Origin of the sequence: Paenibacillus sp. 2KB_20, from assembly GCF_052115765.1 — a bacterium.
Taxonomy (GTDB): Bacteria; Bacillota; Bacilli; order Paenibacillales; family Paenibacillaceae; genus Paenibacillus_AQ.
On the sequence record NZ_JBFRHH010000003.1, the window covers coordinates 468,515 to 486,373 of the forward strand.

The 17,859-nt window shown below is 50.8% G+C and carries 15 protein-coding genes; all 15 read right to left on the reverse strand.

Annotated features, from left to right (window positions below):
* Window positions 1-67: 67 nt before the first annotated feature.
* The 15 genes from sigE to AB4124_RS11625 all read right to left on the reverse strand — a co-directional run bounded on the left by sigE (window position 68) and on the right by AB4124_RS11625 (window position 17,807).
* A complete protein-coding gene (gene sigE, locus AB4124_RS11555) occupies window positions 68-790 on the reverse strand; it encodes an RNA polymerase sporulation sigma factor SigE (protein ID WP_071222992.1) in 723 nt (240 codons plus the stop codon).
* A gap of 55 nt (window positions 791-845) precedes the next feature.
* Entirely contained in the window at window positions 846-968 is a 123-nt protein-coding gene (locus AB4124_RS11560) for a hypothetical protein (protein WP_441972917.1), read from the reverse strand.
* Complete coding sequence (gene spoIIGA / locus AB4124_RS11565) at window positions 958-1,974, reverse strand: sigma-E processing peptidase SpoIIGA (RefSeq protein ID WP_430113144.1); 1,017 nt, start codon at window positions 1,972-1,974, stop codon at window positions 958-960. Before spoIIGA ends, AB4124_RS11560 begins: the two co-directional genes overlap by 11 nt.
* A gap of 392 nt (window positions 1,975-2,366) precedes the next feature.
* The gene (ftsZ, locus tag AB4124_RS11570) at window positions 2,367-3,494 is read right to left on the reverse strand and encodes a cell division protein FtsZ (protein WP_441972919.1); all 1,128 of its coding nucleotides are present in this window, start codon (window positions 3,492-3,494) and stop codon (window positions 2,367-2,369) included.
* A 57-nt stretch (window positions 3,495-3,551) separates the two neighbouring features.
* On the reverse strand, window positions 3,552-4,835 hold the full coding sequence (gene ftsA / locus AB4124_RS11575; RefSeq protein ID WP_076320641.1) for a cell division protein FtsA: 1,284 nt from the start codon (window positions 4,833-4,835) through the stop codon (window positions 3,552-3,554).
* Window positions 4,836-5,050: 215 nt separating this feature from the next.
* Window positions 5,051-5,806: a cell division protein FtsQ/DivIB gene (locus tag AB4124_RS11580; protein WP_339271948.1), complete on the reverse strand. Its 756-nt coding sequence runs from the start codon at window positions 5,804-5,806 to the stop codon at window positions 5,051-5,053.
* A 60-nt stretch (window positions 5,807-5,866) separates the two neighbouring features.
* Entirely contained in the window at window positions 5,867-7,150 is a 1,284-nt protein-coding gene (gene murA / locus AB4124_RS11585) for a UDP-N-acetylglucosamine 1-carboxyvinyltransferase (protein WP_071222989.1), read from the reverse strand.
* 16 nt (window positions 7,151-7,166) lie between these two features.
* Entirely contained in the window at window positions 7,167-8,072 is a 906-nt protein-coding gene (murB, locus tag AB4124_RS11590) for a UDP-N-acetylmuramate dehydrogenase (RefSeq protein WP_076320639.1), read from the reverse strand.
* Window positions 8,073-8,229: 157 nt separating this feature from the next.
* Window positions 8,230-9,339, reverse strand: a complete 1,110-nt coding sequence (gene murG / locus AB4124_RS11595) for an undecaprenyldiphospho-muramoylpentapeptide beta-N-acetylglucosaminyltransferase (protein WP_076320638.1) — start codon at window positions 9,337-9,339, stop codon at window positions 8,230-8,232.
* A 5-nt stretch (window positions 9,340-9,344) separates the two neighbouring features.
* On the reverse strand, window positions 9,345-10,442 hold the full coding sequence (gene spoVE, locus AB4124_RS11600) for a stage V sporulation protein E (protein WP_076320637.1): 1,098 nt from the start codon (window positions 10,440-10,442) through the stop codon (window positions 9,345-9,347).
* Between the two features lie 49 nt (window positions 10,443-10,491).
* On the reverse strand, window positions 10,492-11,925 hold the full coding sequence (murD, locus tag AB4124_RS11605; protein WP_430181683.1) for a UDP-N-acetylmuramoyl-L-alanine--D-glutamate ligase: 1,434 nt from the start codon (window positions 11,923-11,925) through the stop codon (window positions 10,492-10,494).
* Between the two features lie 3 nt (window positions 11,926-11,928).
* Window positions 11,929-12,894, reverse strand: a complete 966-nt coding sequence (gene mraY, locus AB4124_RS11610) for a phospho-N-acetylmuramoyl-pentapeptide-transferase (RefSeq protein ID WP_076320635.1) — start codon at window positions 12,892-12,894, stop codon at window positions 11,929-11,931.
* A 4-nt stretch (window positions 12,895-12,898) separates the two neighbouring features.
* A complete protein-coding gene (locus tag AB4124_RS11615; RefSeq protein ID WP_379406540.1) occupies window positions 12,899-14,320 on the reverse strand; it encodes a UDP-N-acetylmuramoyl-tripeptide--D-alanyl-D-alanine ligase in 1,422 nt (473 codons plus the stop codon).
* On the reverse strand, window positions 14,320-15,804 hold the full coding sequence (locus AB4124_RS11620) for a UDP-N-acetylmuramoyl-L-alanyl-D-glutamate--2,6-diaminopimelate ligase (protein WP_441972924.1): 1,485 nt from the start codon (window positions 15,802-15,804) through the stop codon (window positions 14,320-14,322). The genes AB4124_RS11615 and AB4124_RS11620 overlap by 1 nt, the downstream gene beginning before the upstream one ends.
* Window positions 15,805-15,863: 59 nt before the next feature.
* Window positions 15,864-17,807: a stage V sporulation protein D gene (locus AB4124_RS11625; RefSeq protein ID WP_441972926.1), complete on the reverse strand. Its 1,944-nt coding sequence runs from the start codon at window positions 17,805-17,807 to the stop codon at window positions 15,864-15,866.
* Window positions 17,808-17,859: the final 52 nt, after the last annotated feature.

The window sequence follows — 17,859 nt, forward strand, 5'->3', positions numbered from 1 at the left end:
CTCCCAAGGAGAAACATTACTGTACATTATCTCCGAGGGGGGCTATTTTATTCCTTACGATTTCCAGTTACACCATCTTGTTGAATTCTTTGCGGAGCCTCTTTATAATTCTCTTCTCCAATCGGGAAATGTAGGATTGTGAGATTCCAAGCAGATCTGCCACGTCTTTTTGCGTCTTTTCCTCGCCGTCCTGAAGGCCAAAACGAAGCTCCATAATCATGCGTTCCCGGTCGCTTAATTTATCGAGTGCTTTTTGCAGCAGCTTCCGGTCGACCTGCTCCTCGATGTTACGGTAAATGGTGTCATTCTCAGTACCCAATACGTCGGACAGGAGCAATTCATTGCCGTCCCAATCGATATTCAGCGGTTCGTCAAAAGAAACCTCGCTGCGGGTTTTGTTATTCCGGCGCAAATACATCAAAATTTCGTTCTCAATGCAGCGCGAGGCGTATGTAGCCAACTTGATTTTTTTCTCCGGGTCAAACGTATTCACCGCTTTAATCAAACCGATGGCACCAATCGATACCAAATCCTCGATGTTAATGCCGGTGTTCTCGAACTTGCGGGCAATGTAAACAACCAGACGCAGGTTACGTTCGATAAGCATGGCACGGGTGGCCGCATCGCCTGTAGGCAGCTTCTTGAGCAAGAACTCCTCTTCCTCTTTTGTAAGCGGCGGCGGGAGCGCCTCGCTTCCTCCGATATAGTAGATTTCCTGACTCTTCAGGCCTAGCAAAAAAAGTACGCGATAATACTGCAGCTGCAATGCTAATCTCCATTTAACGGGCATCTCTTATCCTCCTAAACGTTTTCCCGTAGGGATAACTGACTTCATAGCGTAATTTTCATTCTTCTAGTTCGGCATGCATTGGAAATGTCATAAAGGTTTTCAAAGACTTATCCATGCGGTTCGCTGCAAGGACGGCAGCATGTGAGCTGAAAATGGCTTCACCGTTATCATCCTGCATTCTCGGCTTCACCTGATTCCGGACCGGTTCCTCCATTGAGCGATGAAGCGCCCATTTCGGTAGAATGTCCATTCATCTTCGGGGTACCTTCTCCTTCCGTCAACGCCGGATGTATGATGGCCCTGTATGCCCTGTCACCCGAAAGCGTCCCGCCATCAAGACCAATCAACACTTTGGATGCCGAATATTCAAATCCTCCTAGTTCGATCCGTACCATGTCGGGCTTTAGCGCGAGCATGAAGGCAGCCCCCCGGTTAACACCGCGATACGGAACAAGCCGCAGACGGTCTTGCCATTCAAATTCCTCTGCCGCCAGCCCCATGATTAATTTGTCCGGTTCCCCCTCCATCAACTGTTTACTCCATCCCTGGGGCAGGTGAGCTTCCCACAGTGCTGCTTCCATCACCATAACCGGCGTACGCGTTAAGGGATCACTCAATTGGTTACCTGTATCCAGAAGCCCCACACAGCATATTTTGGCGCTGCCGATCCATACGGACACCTCTCCCAATAAGGCTTCCCGGTTCTCGGTTTTACGTTTCGTGGTCTGAACCGCTTTAAACGCGAATACAACTACAAAAAAGGTAATGCACGCAAACCAGAATCCCACCTTCAATTCAAACGATAGCCCTCCCGACGTCGTATACCATATCCCGCTGAACAATTCTCCCGAATTTTGGACCAAGTAATGAACACCGATAATGCCTCCGGCCGCGGCAAAATTCACCATATAAAATGCTCCCAAATTCCGCAGATAACTCTGTAAACTTGCAAAGCCGAAAGCTATCCATAACATGATCAACGAAAGTCCAAATTTGATGAGAAAGGTAAACAAAAATGACAGCTGCGGGACAAACATCATGACGACATACAGTGCGCCTACCACAGAGGATAATGCAAGTCTCCACCACCTTGGCCGAACCCTGCGCATCCAGGCGGTCAAAGCCAGCAAAATGCCGTCAATGACGAGGTTTGCCAAAAATATGAGATCAATATAAACAACCAGGTTGTTCACCTGCCTAGTCGAAGAATCACTTCGGTTATCCTTCTGTTGTTTGCTGGGCAATGGGAGATGTTACTAGTATAAGAAGAATAGAATTCAAAGTCTGTCTAAACCTGTGGGCGGTTTATAGACTTTTTTTGTCGATGAAGGGCAGTTTTTAAAAGACCCGAACCAAGAGCAGCCACTTGGCGTTATCAGCAATCTCTATCTTGGAAGGAAAGCTTGGGGAATATCCTTAAATTCTACGGTATTTACCCATTGGCGGGTTCTTATTCGTGAAAGTGTGACAGCATTAGCTGTATGATCCTACAAATGAAACAAAAGGAAGAGAACGAGGTTTGAATACAAAAATAAGCCTGTCTTCATCATGATGACGAAGCCCAGGCTTATTTATATTAATCATTATTGCGGGAACGATTGCGAAGGAAAGTGGGAATATCAAGCTGATCATTGCTGTTCTGGTTGCCAAATGGCTTCAGATTCACATTACTCTTGTCCGTTGCTGACTGCTTTTGTTGTTGCTGTTCCTCTTGAGGCACAGGACGACGTCCAGGAGGGATTGGAGCAGGCTTGCCTTCAAAGCCGGTAGCGATAACCGTTACTTTGATTTCATCCTTCATGTTTTCCTCAATAATCGCACCGAAGATCATGTTCACTTCCGGATCGGAAGCTGAAGTTACGATCTCGGCCGCTTCATTTACTTCATACAAGGAGAGATTGGTTCCTCCCGTAATGTTCATGATCACACCACGCGCACCTTCGATAGAGGTTTCCAGCAGTGGGCTCATGATCGCCTTGCGGGCAGCTTCAGAAGCACGGTTCTCACCGGTAGCTTCTCCAATACCCATAAGAGCTGAGCCACGTTCTGTCATGATCGTTTTCACGTCGGCAAAGTCAAGGTTGATCAGACCCGGCACTTGGATCAGATCAGAAATGCCCTGAACGGCCTGGCGCAATACGTTATCAGCTTCTCGGAACGCTTCCAGCATCGGTGTCTTCTTATCCACGATCTCCAGCAAGCGATCATTCGGAATGACGATCAGTGTATCCACTTTCTCTTTCAATGCTTCAATGCCAAGCTCCGCTTGGGAAGCACGCTTGCGGCCTTCGAAGGTAAACGGTCGAGTCACCACGCCTACGGTCAGTGCGCCGCATTCCTTTGCGATTTCAGCAATGACAGGTGCAGCACCCGTTCCGGTTCCGCCACCCATACCGGCCGTAACGAATACCATATCGGCACCCTTTAGGGTGTTCATGATCAAATCGCGGGATTCTTCCGCAGCCTTCTTGCCTACGTCAGGATTGGCGCCGGCACCAAGACCGCGAGTCAGCTTATCCCCGATTTGCAGTTTATGTTCTGATTTGGCAAGGTGGAGTGCCTGAGCATCCGTATTGACTGTAATAAATTCAACACCCTGCACACCATTCTCAATCATTCGGTTAACGGCGTTGCTTCCGCCGCCACCTACTCCGATTACTTTTATTTGAGCTAAGCTCTCCATTTCAAAATCAAATTCCAACATCTAATCCATCTCCCCCTCAATGTGCGTGGATGGCACGTCCACAGTCGAATGAATCCGCTATATAAACTCGCTGAACATCTTTTTCAAGCGTTCAATAAATCCCGGCTTCTGGCTGGTCTCCTGAGTTGCTGCGACAGGATTTTGCTGCTTAGCGCGGTTCACCGGTTTCTTGCTATTTCCGCTGCTGTTGTTGCTTCCTCCTGTATTGCGTACACGTACATTCCGGATTGCATTATGGAGGATGCCGACTCCGCTGCAGTATCCCGGATCACGAACACCGATGAAATCAGGAACCGCAATCCGTACGGAAGTCGCCAGCTCATTTTGTGCCACCTGCAGCACACCAGGCATGGACATAGTGCCCCCAGTAAGTATATAACCGCCAGGAAGCTCACTGTAACCCAAGCGCTTAATTTCTTGGCGCACCAATTGGAAAATTTCCTGAACGCGAGGTTCTATGATAGCTGCCAGATCTTCTTGGGTGAACTCCTTGTCCACATTGCTTCCAATTCTCGTTACTTTAAACGTTACTTCGTGTGCGGCACTCTCGATCAGCGCGCATCCGTACTTCAGCTTAACCTTCTCTGCTTGATCCGTTAGCGTTCGCAGGCCATAAGCGATATCATTCGTAACGAAATCTCCACCAACCGGGAGCGTCGAAGTTGCGGCAATACTGCCTCCCTCGAACACAGCCAACGTGGTTGAGCCCGCCCCGACGTCAACCAGCACCGAACCCATCGTTTTCTCGTCCTTGGACAAGGATAGCTGTCCGGCACCAAGCGGAATCAGCACCAGATCCTTTACTTTCAGGCCTGATTTCTCCACACAACGTAACAGGTTATGTATTGCCGTTTTGGCGCCAGTAATAATCGTCGCTTCAACTTCCAGTCTTACGCCGATCATTCCTCGCGGATCAGAGATTCCTTCCAAACCGTCAACTACAAACTGTTTAGCAACCACATCGATAATTTCACGATCCGGAGGAAGCGCCACGACTTCCGCTGCTTTCAGCACGCGGTCGATGTCCTCTTCACCAATTTCGCGATCCTCGTTCGATACTGCCACAACTCCATGGCTGGATTGAAGTCCGATATGATTTCCAGAAATGCCGACATATACTTCGGATATTTGAATACCGACCATACGCTCCGCATGATCAACAGCGCTGCGAATGGATTGTACGGTCTGGTCGATATCTACAATTGCACCTTTGCGAATTCCCTCCGAGTCGGCAGATCCAACTCCAATAATATTAAAGGTTCCATTATTAACTTCCCCAATAATAGCACGAACTTTGGATGTACCGATGTCCAAACTAACAATGATGTCATTGTTGCTCAAGCCCTGGCACCTCCTGTTTTTAGCAAATTAATTTTGATAATAAAGAATACATTTCTACTTATTCAACACTCGCAGGTCTTTCCCTCTTTTTTCAACATTTTTTTTACTGCCAACATTTGCTATAACAGGCCGTAAAAGTCATTCAAAAAAGAAGAGCCGAAACAAGTTGTCAATACATTCAATTGTACCATTTATTCCAATCCCTGAGTAGGGGGTTATTGCCCTTCTTCCGCGTCTTCTCCAACTTCTTCTACAAACGGCACATAAGAGTCCGCTTCCAGCATCGTAATCATACCCGGCCGCTCCATTTCGGTCACCTGGTTCAGGTACTCTACTTTGTCACGGAGCAAGGAAACCGAAGTGATGACTTCGAACTTGGAACGTGTATACATCTTGATCCGATCCGGAAAAGATAACGTCGGAGACGGCATGATTTCCGAGATATCGGAGGTCAGGCTGCCCGAAATCTCCGCAAGCACCTCGCTAAGCTCGGCCTTGTTGGGATCGTCTGGAGCCCAATTGGTCAAAATCGGCTTCTCAACGGCAATACCGCTCGCTGTAACAGGAACTGAGGTGCCGCTGGCCAATATGGCTTGAAGTTCCCCGCTTTCGGACAACTCGTAGGCCACCGTAGGATGCTCCGTCACCACGATGCTGACTTCGCCCGGAAAGCTCTTGACCACTTCAGCCGACTTAATCGTTCCCAGCTTCATCAGGCGTTCCTGCACATCTTTCGGCTCAACGCCAAAGTACTGGTCTCCGATGTGGAGTCCGCTTTGCTTGATAAGCTGCTCATTTGTATTAAACGTATTGCCTGTAAAATGAATCTCGGTAACTTGGCTGACTGACGACCGGAAAAATAGAATCGTCAACAGGGCTACGAATAGCAGCAAAAGTATCCCTATGATTTTTTTGGCTGTTTTCGGTTTGGGCTTGTCCTGCTTAAGGACAGGCATATGTGTCTTGGACATATCCACTCTCTCCATAAAGACCTGTTATCCCCTCCTTTTCCGGAGGGGAAGCACAGGACCTCAATTGGCTAAATCAAGCGGTTTTGGCACCGGAGATTGACGATAGATCCGAGCGCCTAAACCTTGGAACATGTTTTCAATACGATCATAACCGCGATCAATATGGTGAACTTGCTCCACCACGGTTGTTCCCTGCGCGGCCAAACCGGCGATGACGAGCGCCGCTCCAGCCCGAAGATCGGTTGCCTCCACCGTAGCTCCATAAATTCTCTGAACACCGCGTATAAATGCATAGTTCAGATCCGTGGAAATGTCCGCCCCCATACGGGAGAGTTCCTCCACATGCTTGAACCGTCCTTCGAATACCGTCTCTTTCATTACGCTAAATCCGTCCGCCAAGGACAGCAAGACCATGACCTGGGATTGCAAATCAGTCGGGAACGAAGGATACGGTGAAGTCACAATACGTTCCACCGCTTTAGGTCGGCTCATACAGCTTATGTTTATTATATCATTGCATATACTGGTTTGAACACCGGCGCGCTTTAGCACATGTATAAGGGAAGTTAAATGAGATGGATTGGTCTTTGTAAGCGTTACACTACCGCGGGTGACGGCCGCTGCGATCATGACGGTGCCGGCTACGATCCGGTCCGGTATGATCTCGTACTCGCAAGGCTCCAGACGCTCCACGCCATGGATCGTGATGGTATCCGTTCCTGCGCCGATAATGTTCGCTCCCATCTTGTTCAGGAAATGCTGAAGGTCCTGAATTTCAGGCTCTCTGGCGGCATTGGTGAGCACCGTTGTGCCAAGCGCCGTTGCTGCTGCCATCATGATATTCTCCGTTGCCCCTACGCTGGCAAAATCCAGATGAATATCAGTCCCGACCAGCCGGCTTGCCCTGCAATGGATCTTATCGTTACTCTCCTCGATTTCCGCACCAAGCGCCTGCAATCCCTGAAGATGGAGGTCGATCTTACGTTCTCCGATCGCGCAGCCTCCGGGCTGATAGATCGTCACTTCACCAAAACGGGCCAGCAGAGGTCCCATCAAAAAGATGGAGGATCGCATCTGCTTCATTAAATCTTCCGGGACATGAAACGAATTGGCAGACGAGGTATCCACGGTAACCGTCTCCAGCTCATGCTTGCATTTGGAGCCAAGACGGCTGAGAATGCTGAGCATCACTTCAATATCCAGCAGATGCGGGACATTGCTTAATCTTACCGTTCCTTCTGCCAGAAGACTTGCCGCTAGAATAGGTAAAGCTGCATTTTTTGCGCCATGGATACGAATGGTTCCTGATAGGGGCCTTCCACCCTCAATCACCAATTTGTCCAATGTATCACCTCCGAGTTTACCGCTCGCCCAGAACGTACACCTCAGGCACCATATGAATTCCGTTCTTTTCCGAGATGGTTTCCTTGATGCGTTCCATCAAAGCAAGCACGTCCTCTGCTGTCGCTTGACCGGTGTTCTCAATGAAATTGGCATGCTGTAAAGAAACTTCTGCTCCCCCGATCCGTAGGCCCTTAAGACCGGCAGCCTCGATCAACCTCGCGGCATGGTCGCCGGGCGGGTTGCGAAACACACTGCCTGCCGTTGCGGATTGGAGCGGCTGTGTACGCCGGCGACGGTCCTTGTAGGAGGCCATAACAGCTGAAATTTCTTTGCGGTCTCCTTGTCGGAGCCCAAATACCGCTTCAGTCACAATCCCTTTTCGTTCATGCAGAATGGAGTGTCGGTAATCAAACGCCATATCTTTCGCAGCATACGTAACCAATTCCCCTGTTTCCAGTACAATGTCAGCGGACTTGAATATGCGTGACACATCTGACCCATGGGCACCTGCATTCATGTAGACGGCCCCTCCGACCGATCCAGGAATGCCTCCGGCAAATTCAAGACCGGATAATCCTTCTTTTCCGGCCAGAACACTGAGCTTGACAAAAGACAGACTGCCGCCTGCAGTTACCGTCTCTCCCTCAAAATGAAGCTCCTCAAATCCCTGGCCCAGCTTGATGACCGCTCCCCGAATGCCTTTATCGGCAACCAACATGTTTGAACCGCGACCCAGTTGTGTCCAAGGTATGTGATGGGCATGGAGAAGAGTGACCAGTTCCCTGAGCTGTTCCTTGTTCTCAGGAATAATCAGGCAATCGGCTGGTCCGCCTATTTTCCACGTCGTGTATTTTGCCAGCGGTTCATTCCATAATACGGTTCCGACATTGGCCTCTGATAGTAGCGATTTCCACTGCTGCATTTAAATAAACCTCCCCTTGACTTTCAAAACCAAAAGGCCATTCCTTCAACTAGATGAAGAGATGGCCGCTGTCAGTAATGCCGGCCTCATGGGTGTGTCACGATTATAGAGTATCTTATGTCAGGCTCCATAGGTGTGTGACAATCGCCCAGCCGTTTTAGCGTTTACCGGTTAACCGGCGGATTTCTTGAACCATGACGGTAGCCGAATCCGGTTTGCCGAGCTTTTTCGAAGCCGCGGACATCGCCTCTCTGGTAGAGCGACTGGTCATGATCTCCTCAAGCTTTCGAAACAGCGTTTCAGCCGTCAAATCCTTTTCAAGAATCATGCTGGATGCGCCCGCTTCCTCCAATTGCCTCGCATTCGCCTCCTGATGGTTATTGGTGACGTTAGGTGAAGGTATAAGTACAGATGGAATGCCCAGCGATGTAATCTCCGCCAGGAATGAAGCACCAGCACGATTTACAATCAACGAAGTAGCCGCAAGCACTTCCGGCATATTATGAACGTAAGGCACGATATGAAGATGATTCGGCATAGTACCGAGCTGCGACAAGATGGATTCCCGTGTGTTCTCAAAATACGTATCGCCCGTCACAAACACAAAATGTACGCCTGACAGCTTCTGTATGAACGGTGCCATCCCGATCATCGCGTTATTGATCGCCTTGGCTCCCCGGCTTCCGCCGACGATCAGCACGACCTGGCTGTCCACCGGAATGCCGAGCGTAGCAAATCCACGTTCACGATTGGCGGATAATACCGTTGTCGCACGTGGATTTCCTGTATATACCGTTCTTTTTGCTTTAGGAAAAGAGGACTCCGATCCCTCAAAGCTGACGGCAACCGTATCCGCATATCGGCTAAGGAACTGGTTGGTGAGGCCCGGGATCGCATTCTGCTCATGAATCATGGTCGGTATTCCGAGCTTGGCCGCTGCATAAACCACCGGACCACACACATAACCTCCGGTACCGATCACGACATCGGGTTTAAACTCCTTCAGGAGGGCCTTCGATCGCTTCACGCCTTTGAAAAAACGCATGATCGTCTTCACGTTATCCAGCGACAGCTTGCGCCGGAACCCCGTGATATCGATGCTCTCAAACGGCAGCTTCTCTTGGGGTACCAGCTTGCTTTCGAGGCCTCGCTGGCCTCCGATATATAAAAACTCCGTTTTCGGATCTTCTTTTTCACATTGTCTTGCAATGGCAACGGCGGGGTAAATATGCCCCCCCGTTCCGCCGCCGGTTAATACGACACGCATACCCTTCACCTCGCATAACGGGAAATATTTAATAGAATGCCCAGCGCCGTCAGCATCAGCGTCAGTGAGCTGCCTCCGTAACTGATGAGCGGCAGCGTAATCCCTGTCACCGGCATTAAACCGATAACGACACCGATATTGATAACGACCTGTATGGCGACCATGCCTACAATACCAACAGCCAGCAGACTTCCAAAGCCATCGGATACGGTCATGGCCACCCTCATGCCCCGCCACACCAAGGCCGCGAACAAGAGCAGGACAATCAAACCACCAATAAACCCAAGTTCTTCGGCCAAGATCGAAAAAATAAAATCTGTCTGCGGTTCAGGTACATAAGCGTACTTCTGACGGCTCATGCCAAGTCCGAGTCCGCCAAGTCCCCCCGGCCCTATGGCATAGAGGGATTGGATGATCTGATAGCCTGCGCCAAGCGGGTCGGACCACGGATCAAGAAATCCAGTTATCCGCTTCAGCCGGTAGGGGGCTGTTAGAATCAAACCAATGAAACCGGCTACCCCGCCTAATGCGAGAAAGCCCAGATGCTTCATCTGTGCCCCTGCGGTAAAAACGATCATCATCGCAGCACCCAGCATAACGGCACCCGTACCCAAATCAGGCTGCAGCATAATCAATCCGAATGCCAGTCCGATCAAACCAAGCGGCGGCAAAAGCCCCCTAGTAAAAGACGTAATATCATAATCTTGCTTACTAAGCCAGCGTGATAGAAACAGAATCATCCCCAGCTTCATAAACTCGGAGGGCTGAATACCGAACGAGCTGATGCCGAGCCAGCTTCTGGCCCCGCCGCGAACAACGCCAACCCCTGGAATAAGTACGATAATCAGCATAAAAAAGCAGACCAGCAGTGCAAGCTTGCTGTATTTCTTCCAAACCCGATAGTCGGTCTTCGATGTGAAATACATTGCGGCAAGCCCCAGACAGGCAAAAAACAGCTGACGCTTCACAAAATAAAACTTATCGCCATAGTCATGAAATGCGAGGACGGATCCTGCGCTATATACCATGACGATTCCGATGGCCAGCAGGGCCAAAATACAGATAAGCAGCCACAGATCGGGCGCCTGGCGGTTCTTGTTCATGGAAAGGCCACCTCGTACATCCTAAGTAGGGGCTTATCCACCCCCCTACTTAAAGGTTATGCACCGCCTCTTTAAAAATGCGTCCTCGTACCTCAAAGGAAGGAAACATGTCCCAGCTTGCACATGCGGGAGATAGTAGAACAATATCCCCGCTCTCTGCCAGCCCGGCAGCCTTCTGGACAGCCGAGGTTAAAGTCGCGGCGGCGTCCTTTCCATTATCGACGAGGAAGATGTCCTTTAATCCGGCTTTGGCAGCAGCATTCGCGATTTTCTCCTTGGTTTCGCCAAGAAGCACGATGGCTTTCACCCTTCCTTGCATAGAAGGAATCAAATCCTCGTAATCCGAGCCACGATCAAGCCCGCCAGCGATTAATACGATAGGCTCCTTAAACGAAGTCAACGCCATATGCGTCGCCTTGGAGTTCGTTGCCTTCGAGTTATTGTAATAGGATACGCCCTTAAGTTCGGCAACGTATTCCAGGCGGTGCTCAACGCTTCGGAAGCTGGACAAAGCTTCTTCCAGCTTATCGGGGGCAACGCCGGCCGCTATGGCAATTGCACAAGCTGCCAATGCATTCGCTACATTAAATCTTCCGGGCAGTCCGATGTTCTCCACACGGATGATCTCATGCGTAAACCCTTCGCCATCTGTATAAATCACGGTACGCCCTTGATCGTCTTCGTCCGAGTCCTGGGCACCGGCAGCATACGGCGGCATGACGTGAACCCCTTCACGAAGGCTCTCACTCATCGAAAAAGGCACGATGCGCGCCTTGATATACGGAACAAGGTTTCTGCACACGGGATCATCCCAATTGAGCACAGCGGTATCATCCGCAGTCTGGTTGGCGAACAGCTTGGCTTTGGATGCAATATAATCATCCATTCCGCCATGGTAATCAAGATGTGTTTCCGCAACGTTGAGAAGGCAGGCAATGCGCGGTCTGAACGCCTGTGTTCCTTTTAACTGAAAGCTGCTCAGCTCAACGACCATCCAGTCGTTTTCAGTTGCTTCTGCTGCAGCCTCAGATAGAGGCGTGCCGATATTACCGGCTACAATCGGGGAAAGACCTGCGCTTTCCAGCAGCTTGCCCACCCAGGTTGTCGTTGTTGTTTTGCCATTCGAGCCCGTAATGCCGATGATCGGAGCTTCACACAGGTGATAGGCGATTTCAACTTCAGTCACGACAGGAATCTCAAGCTCAAGCGCTTTTTGAACAGGCGGGACGGAATATGGAATTCCGGGATTTTTGACAAGAAGCGTCACACCGGGATGAATAAGATCATCGGGATGTCCACCGCAAATAACAGAAATACCCAAAGCCTCGAGCTCCGAAGCTTCAGGACACTGTTCTCTTTCCTTTCTATCATTTACAATGACGAAAGCCCCAGCTTGATGCAGCACTTTAGCTACCTGTACTCCACTTTTGGCAAGGCCCAATACTACGATATGCTTATCCCGATAGTCATCTAGCTGCTTCATATGTTACAACCCCTTGTTGATATAAAGTCCGAGTCCCGCAAGTATCAGTCCCACGGCCCAAAATGTAAAGACGACGCGCCACTCCGACCAACCGGATAATTCGTAATGGTGATGGATCGGGCTCATTTTGAATATTCGTTTGCCCCGGGTTTTGAAAGAGATCACCTGAAGCACAACAGATAGCATCTCGATGACGAAGACTCCGCCAATGATCAGGAACAGCAGCTCGCTCTTGGTTACGATAGCAATGGCGCCAATGGCACCGCCGATTCCTAAAGAGCCTGTGTCTCCCATGAACACCTTGGCAGGGTGAGCGTTAAATACCAGAAAACCGAGAACCGCGCCGATCATCGCTGCTGCACAGAATGCCGCCGCAAACGAGGTAGACTGGATCGCCACAATGGCATAAGCACCAAAGGCAATTGCACTCACACCGGACAGAAGACCATCCAATCCATCGGTGAAATTGACCGCGTTGCTAATCGCAAGCATCATGACCACGATGAACGGATAATAGAACCACGGCCCCCAATCAAAGGACCAATCCATTCCTGGAACGCTTATTGCCGTGCTATGGCCGTTGGAGATCAACAACCAGCACATAATACCGGAAAACAGAAGCTGTCCAAACAGCTTCTGTCTAGCCGTGAGTCCTAATGATCTGCGAAATACGATCTTAATATAGTCGTCAAGAAAGCCGATCAAACCAAAACCGAGCGTGGCTACGATCATTACATAGAAATCAGTATCGACAGGTGAAAATTTAATATAAGTCAGTGTAAAAGCAAGCAAAATTACAACGCCGCCCATCGTGGGCGTCCCGGCTTTTTTCAAGTGACTCTGCGGACCGTCGCTCCTTACCTGCTGGCCGAACTTCATCCTCCGCAGCAGCGGAATGAGCAGCGGAGCCGATATCACCGCAAGCACAAACGCTACACCGATTGTCAATAACAGCAATTGAAAGTCCATCAGCTCACCCCCTCACTCCATTGTTGCCGCCAGGCAGGGCCTTCAAGGCGTCAACCACGTGTTCCAGTCTCATGCCGCGCGAAGCTTTCACCAATACGATATCCTTCTCCGTTACCCGCTCCAGCAAAGCCTCGATCAGCTGCTCTTTATCCGTAAACGGAAGCACAGCCCCTTCAGGGAAGCGATCTTTCGCTTTCTTCGCCGTGTGAAGCGACAATGGGCCGAAGGTGAACACAAGATCCGCATTGTCCGGAGATAAATAATCTCCAATCTCGGCATGGAATTCCTCTTCCCGCTGACCAAGTTCCAGCATGTCCCCGAGAACGGCAATCCGTCGGTGGTAGCCTTTCATATCTCCAAGCACGTCCACTGCCGCCTTGACCGCGGTAGGACTGGAATTGTAAGCATCATTCAGCACGGTGACCCCGAACGCAGTCTCCACAGCTTCGATCCGCATACTCGACAGCTTCAGATTGGCAAAGCCGCTGCGAATGGCTTCATCGCCGATTCCCAAATGGGCCGCTACAGCCATCGCCGCCAGCGCGTTGACTACATTATGACGACCGAGAAGCGGTAAGCTGAAGCCTTCGCCCGCATGCCGGTTCGAAGTGAATATGATGCCTCTTGCATGGAACATGAGTCCCGTCGGATAATCATCATTGGTTTCTTGATTGCCGAACGTAAACGTTCGCAGTCCTTCAGGCTTCACCGTAGCTTCTTCAGCAAGCACCTGACGGATCAACGGTTCGTCCCCGTGATAGATCAGCAATCCGCCTGGCTTCATGCCGCTGATGATTTCAAGCTTGGCGCGGGCGATTTCTTCGCGCGAACCTAGCTGAAGCATATGCGCTTCCCCTACGTTAGTAATCACCGTCATATCCGGACGCGCAATGGTCGAAAGCAGTTCAATCTCGCGACGTCCGCTCATGCCCATCTCAAGCACGATCACATCGGTATCTTCCTTCATCGCGAGTACGGTTAACGGAAGACCGATATGATTGTTGTAATTGCCTTGCGTCTTGTGAACCTTAAACGTGGTTTCAAGCAGTGCGGACACCATGTCCTTCACTGTCGTTTTCCCGTTGCTGCCGGTAATGCCGATCACCTTTGCACGGCTCTCGGACAAATAGGCCGCAGCAAGCGACTGGAGTGCCGTTAACGTATCCTTAACGAGAATGAGCGGCAGGTCGTCGGGAATCGGTTGATGATCTCTCTGCCAGAGCACTGCGCCCGCTCCGCTGGCAAGCACGCTCTCGGCAAACGTATGCCCGTCAAATTTCTCGCCGACAATCGGAACAAACAGATTCCCCGGCTGTATGGTTCGGGAGTCGGTACCGACCCCTTGAATGATAATGCTGTCATCTTGGTTACGTGAGAGCGTCCCGCCGCACATGTCGGCGATGCTCTTTAATGATTTATGGATCACTATTGTCTGCCCCTTATCGCGTCTTTGGCTACGATGCGGTCGTCAAAATCTAGCACTTCGCCCGCAATCAGCTGGTAGGTCTCATGACCTTTCCCCGCAATCAATACTACATCGCCCGGGCTTGCCATTTCAATAGCCTTTTCAATCGCCTTCCGGCGATCGACGATGAGCTTGTAGCTTTCTGTTGCCACTCCGTCCTCAATCAAGCCGGCTTCGATATCCTTCAGGATCAAATTCGGGTCTTCGGTACGGGGATTATCGGAAGTCACCAATACAACATCGCTATATTTCGCGGCAATTTTACCCATGATCGGCCGTTTGGTCCGATCCCGGTCGCCGCCGCAGCCGAATACCGTGAGCACCCGTCCTTCAGCAAATTCATTAACGGTACGCAGCACATTTTCGAGTCCGTCCGGCGTATGTGCATAATCCACAATCACAGCGTACGGCTGACCCTCATCCACGACCTCAACGCGGCCGTCGACTCCGGGTACGGATTCCAGGCTGTTCTTGATATCCTCGAGCGGGATTCCCTCAAGAAGCGCGGCAGCAATCGCGGCCATGGCGTTATACACGTTGAATTTCCCTACCATTCGAATTGAAATATCGGCACTGCCGCGGAATGTATCCACATGGAACGAGGTCCCTTGAGCGGTGATCGAGATGTTGCTTGCTCGTATATCCGCATCGTCTCCCAAACCATAGGTAATCACTTCCGCTGCCGTCTGCTTGGCAAAATAAGCTGAAGCCTCATCATCCGCATTCAAGACAGCATATTTGCGCGATGATTCATCCTTGGCAAAAGCGTTGCCCAGCCGGGAGAAAAATAGTCCTTTTGCCCCGCGGTATTCTTCCATCGTATGATGATAGTCAAGATGATCCTGCGTCAGGTTTGTGAATATGGCCGTCCGGAAATCCGTTCCCTTCACCCGCCCCTGTTCGAGCGCATGCGAGGATACCTCCATCACGCAGCACTCGGTGCCTGCGTTCGCCATATCGTTCAAGTAACGCTGAAGCTCCAACGCCTCGGGCGTTGTTCTCGGCATCGGGAACGAACGGCCGTCGTATTTCATTTGAATCGTGCCGATGAGTCCGGTCTTCAGACCGTAATCGTTCATGATCGACTCAATCAAATACGTTGTCGTGGTCTTGCCGTTCGTTCCGGTTACACCGATCATCTTCATGCGGGAGCTTGGCTGATTAAAAAAGGCATTCGCCAAACCCGCCATCGCAAAGCGGCTGTCCTTCACGATGACTTGCGGAAGGTCTACCTCAAGCTTACGCTCAACGACCAATGCCGCAGCGCCTTGGTCGGCGGCCTGGGCTGCAAACTGGTGCCCATCTACCGTATGACCCGGCAGACAAATGAACAAATCCCCCGCTTTCACTTGTCTCGAGTCTGTTTCAATCCCCGTTATTTCAACATCTCCGGATCCTTTGATAACAGCAGCAGCCAATACGGATGATATTTGCTTCAATTTCATTGTTATCCCTCTCTCTATATATCTGCATCATCCGTCCCGCTCGTGAACCGGATGATGCCTTAATGTTCGTGCTTGGATTCCTCCGGGTCTTCACCCATATAAATCCGAATGGTAGCCCCCCGCTCCACCCGGCTTCCCGGCTTCGGGGCCTGGGAAATCACCGTGTTGCCGGTCCCGGACTTGGCCAGCATGAAATTCATATTCAGATCCTCGTACAGATCCTGAATGGTCGCTCCGACCAGATTCGGCACAGTCACGGTTGGCGTCTCGCCATATTTATACTCGCGGGCAAGCTGATCTTTACGCGGTGGAACCTTCATATAATGCAGCGCATCCTCCAGGATGTTCTGTACGATTGGAGCAGCTACGACACCACCGAACTGAATGCCCTTCGGATTATCTACCGCAGTGTACACCACAATCTCAGGATCATCGGCAGGTGCGAATCCGATAAACGATACAATATGCTCGGTCGACGAGTAGCGGCCGTTAATAACCTTCTGGGCAGTTCCCGTCTTCCCTCCGACGCGATAACCGTCAATGAAGGCCGGACGTCCGGTCCCTTTGGCGACAACGCTCTCGAGCGCCTCGCGCACTTGCTTGGATGTTTCTTCCGAGATCACTTGTCTGACGAGCTCCGGCTTGATTTCCTCAACCGTCTCTCCCGTCTCCGGATTGACCCACGCCTTGGCCACATGCGGCTTAAACAATTTGCCGCCGTTAATGGCCGCAGACACTGCCGCAACCTGCTGGATCGGCGTAACGGATACTCCCTGCCCAAATGCCGTTGTGGCTAACTCAACCGGACCGACGTTAGCGAGTTTGAACAGGATGCCATTCTCTTCCCCATTCAAATCGATGCCCGTCTTGGCCCCAAAGCCAAAATCGCGGATATACTGGAACAGGCTTTCCTTGCCCAGCTTCTGACCTAACGCCACAAAGCCCGGGTTGCAGGAGTTCTGGACAACCTCCATGAAAGTCTGGCTGCCATGACCGCCTTTTTTCCAGCAGCGCAGTCTTGCTCCTCCGACCTCTACCGCCCCACTGTCAAAGAAGTGATCGTTCTTCAGATTGACCTTGTCCTCTTCAAGGGCAGCGGCAAGTGTAATAATCTTAAACGTCGAGCCCGGTTCATAGGTCATCCAGATCGGCAGGTTGCGATTATACGTCTCCGCTGAAAACTGCTGGTAATTAGCAGGAGAATAACCCGGCCTGCTAGTCATCGCCAAAATCTCGCCCGTCTTGGGATTCATGGCAATCGACCAAGCCCCATTCGCCTGATACTTCACCATGGCTTGGTCAAGCTCCCGCTCCATAATGGACTGGATCGATTTATCGATCGTTAGCTCCAGATTCAGACCATCACGAGGCTCGACATACTTCTCCGAGGAGCCCGGCATGATTCTTCCGCCTGCATCGGACAGATAGGATATTCCGCCTTCAAAGCCCTTCAGCTTGTCGTCATGCATGGCTTCCAAGCCGGTAAGACCCTGACTGTAGGCCCCCGTGAACCCCAAAATATGGGCTGCGAGATCGCCATAGGGATAATACCGTTTGTTATCCTCAGCAACAACGATACCCGGCAGCTTCAAATCACGAATTTCCTGAGCCAGCTCCATCGTAATTTTTCGTCCACCGGGATTTATCCGTTCCAACCTCGAACGTTTCGTAATGATTTTCTTGATATCGGCTTTGTCCATGCTGATAAGCCCAGCCAAGGTCTCGGCCGTATGGTCCGGATCTTTGATTTGTACAGGAATCGCCCAAATGGTCGGTGTCGTTATATTCGTAACCAATGCGGTTCCGTTACGATCCAAAATTTCACCACGCTGTGCCGCAAACGGAATGTCACGGCGCCAGAGATTCTCCGCTTTCGCCGACAGCTCCGCGCCTTTCCCAATCTGCACATATGCCAATCTGATGATCAGTGCCGAGAACAGCAGGAGCAGCAGCAGCAGGCTCCAGAGCAGTCTTCTCCGCTGCGATACCTTGGATACTTTCACCTAAGCTTCCCTCCCTGTTTGAACCCGAAAGCTCATGATTATGCGTTCTTCA

Excerpts from the sequence above, each read along its gene's own strand:
- sigE (WP_071222992.1), bottom strand. The coding sequence starts at position 790 with ATGCCCGTTAAATGGAGATTAGCATTGCAGCTGCAGTATTATCGCGTA.
- AB4124_RS11560 (WP_441972917.1), bottom strand. The coding sequence starts at position 968 with ATGCAGGATGATAACGGTGAAGCCATTTTCAGCTCACATGCTGCCGTC.
- ftsZ (WP_441972919.1), bottom strand. The coding sequence starts at position 3,494 with ATGTTGGAATTTGATTTTGAAATGGAGAGCTTAGCTCAAATAAAAGTA.
- AB4124_RS11580 (WP_339271948.1), bottom strand. The coding sequence starts at position 5,806 with ATGTCCAAGACACATATGCCTGTCCTTAAGCAGGACAAGCCCAAACCG.
- murB (WP_076320639.1), bottom strand. The coding sequence starts at position 8,072 with ATGCAGCAGTGGAAATCGCTACTATCAGAGGCCAATGTCGGAACCGTA.
- murG (WP_076320638.1), bottom strand. The coding sequence starts at position 9,339 with ATGCGTGTCGTATTAACCGGCGGCGGAACGGGGGGGCATATTTACCCC.
- spoVE (WP_076320637.1), bottom strand. The coding sequence starts at position 10,442 with ATGAACAAGAACCGCCAGGCGCCCGATCTGTGGCTGCTTATCTGTATT.
- murD (WP_430181683.1), bottom strand. The coding sequence starts at position 11,925 with ATGAAGCAGCTAGATGACTATCGGGATAAGCATATCGTAGTATTGGGC.
- mraY (WP_076320635.1), bottom strand. The coding sequence starts at position 12,894 with ATGGACTTTCAATTGCTGTTATTGACAATCGGTGTAGCGTTTGTGCTT.
- AB4124_RS11620 (WP_441972924.1), bottom strand. The coding sequence starts at position 15,804 with ATGAAATTGAAGCAAATATCATCCGTATTGGCTGCTGCTGTTATCAAA.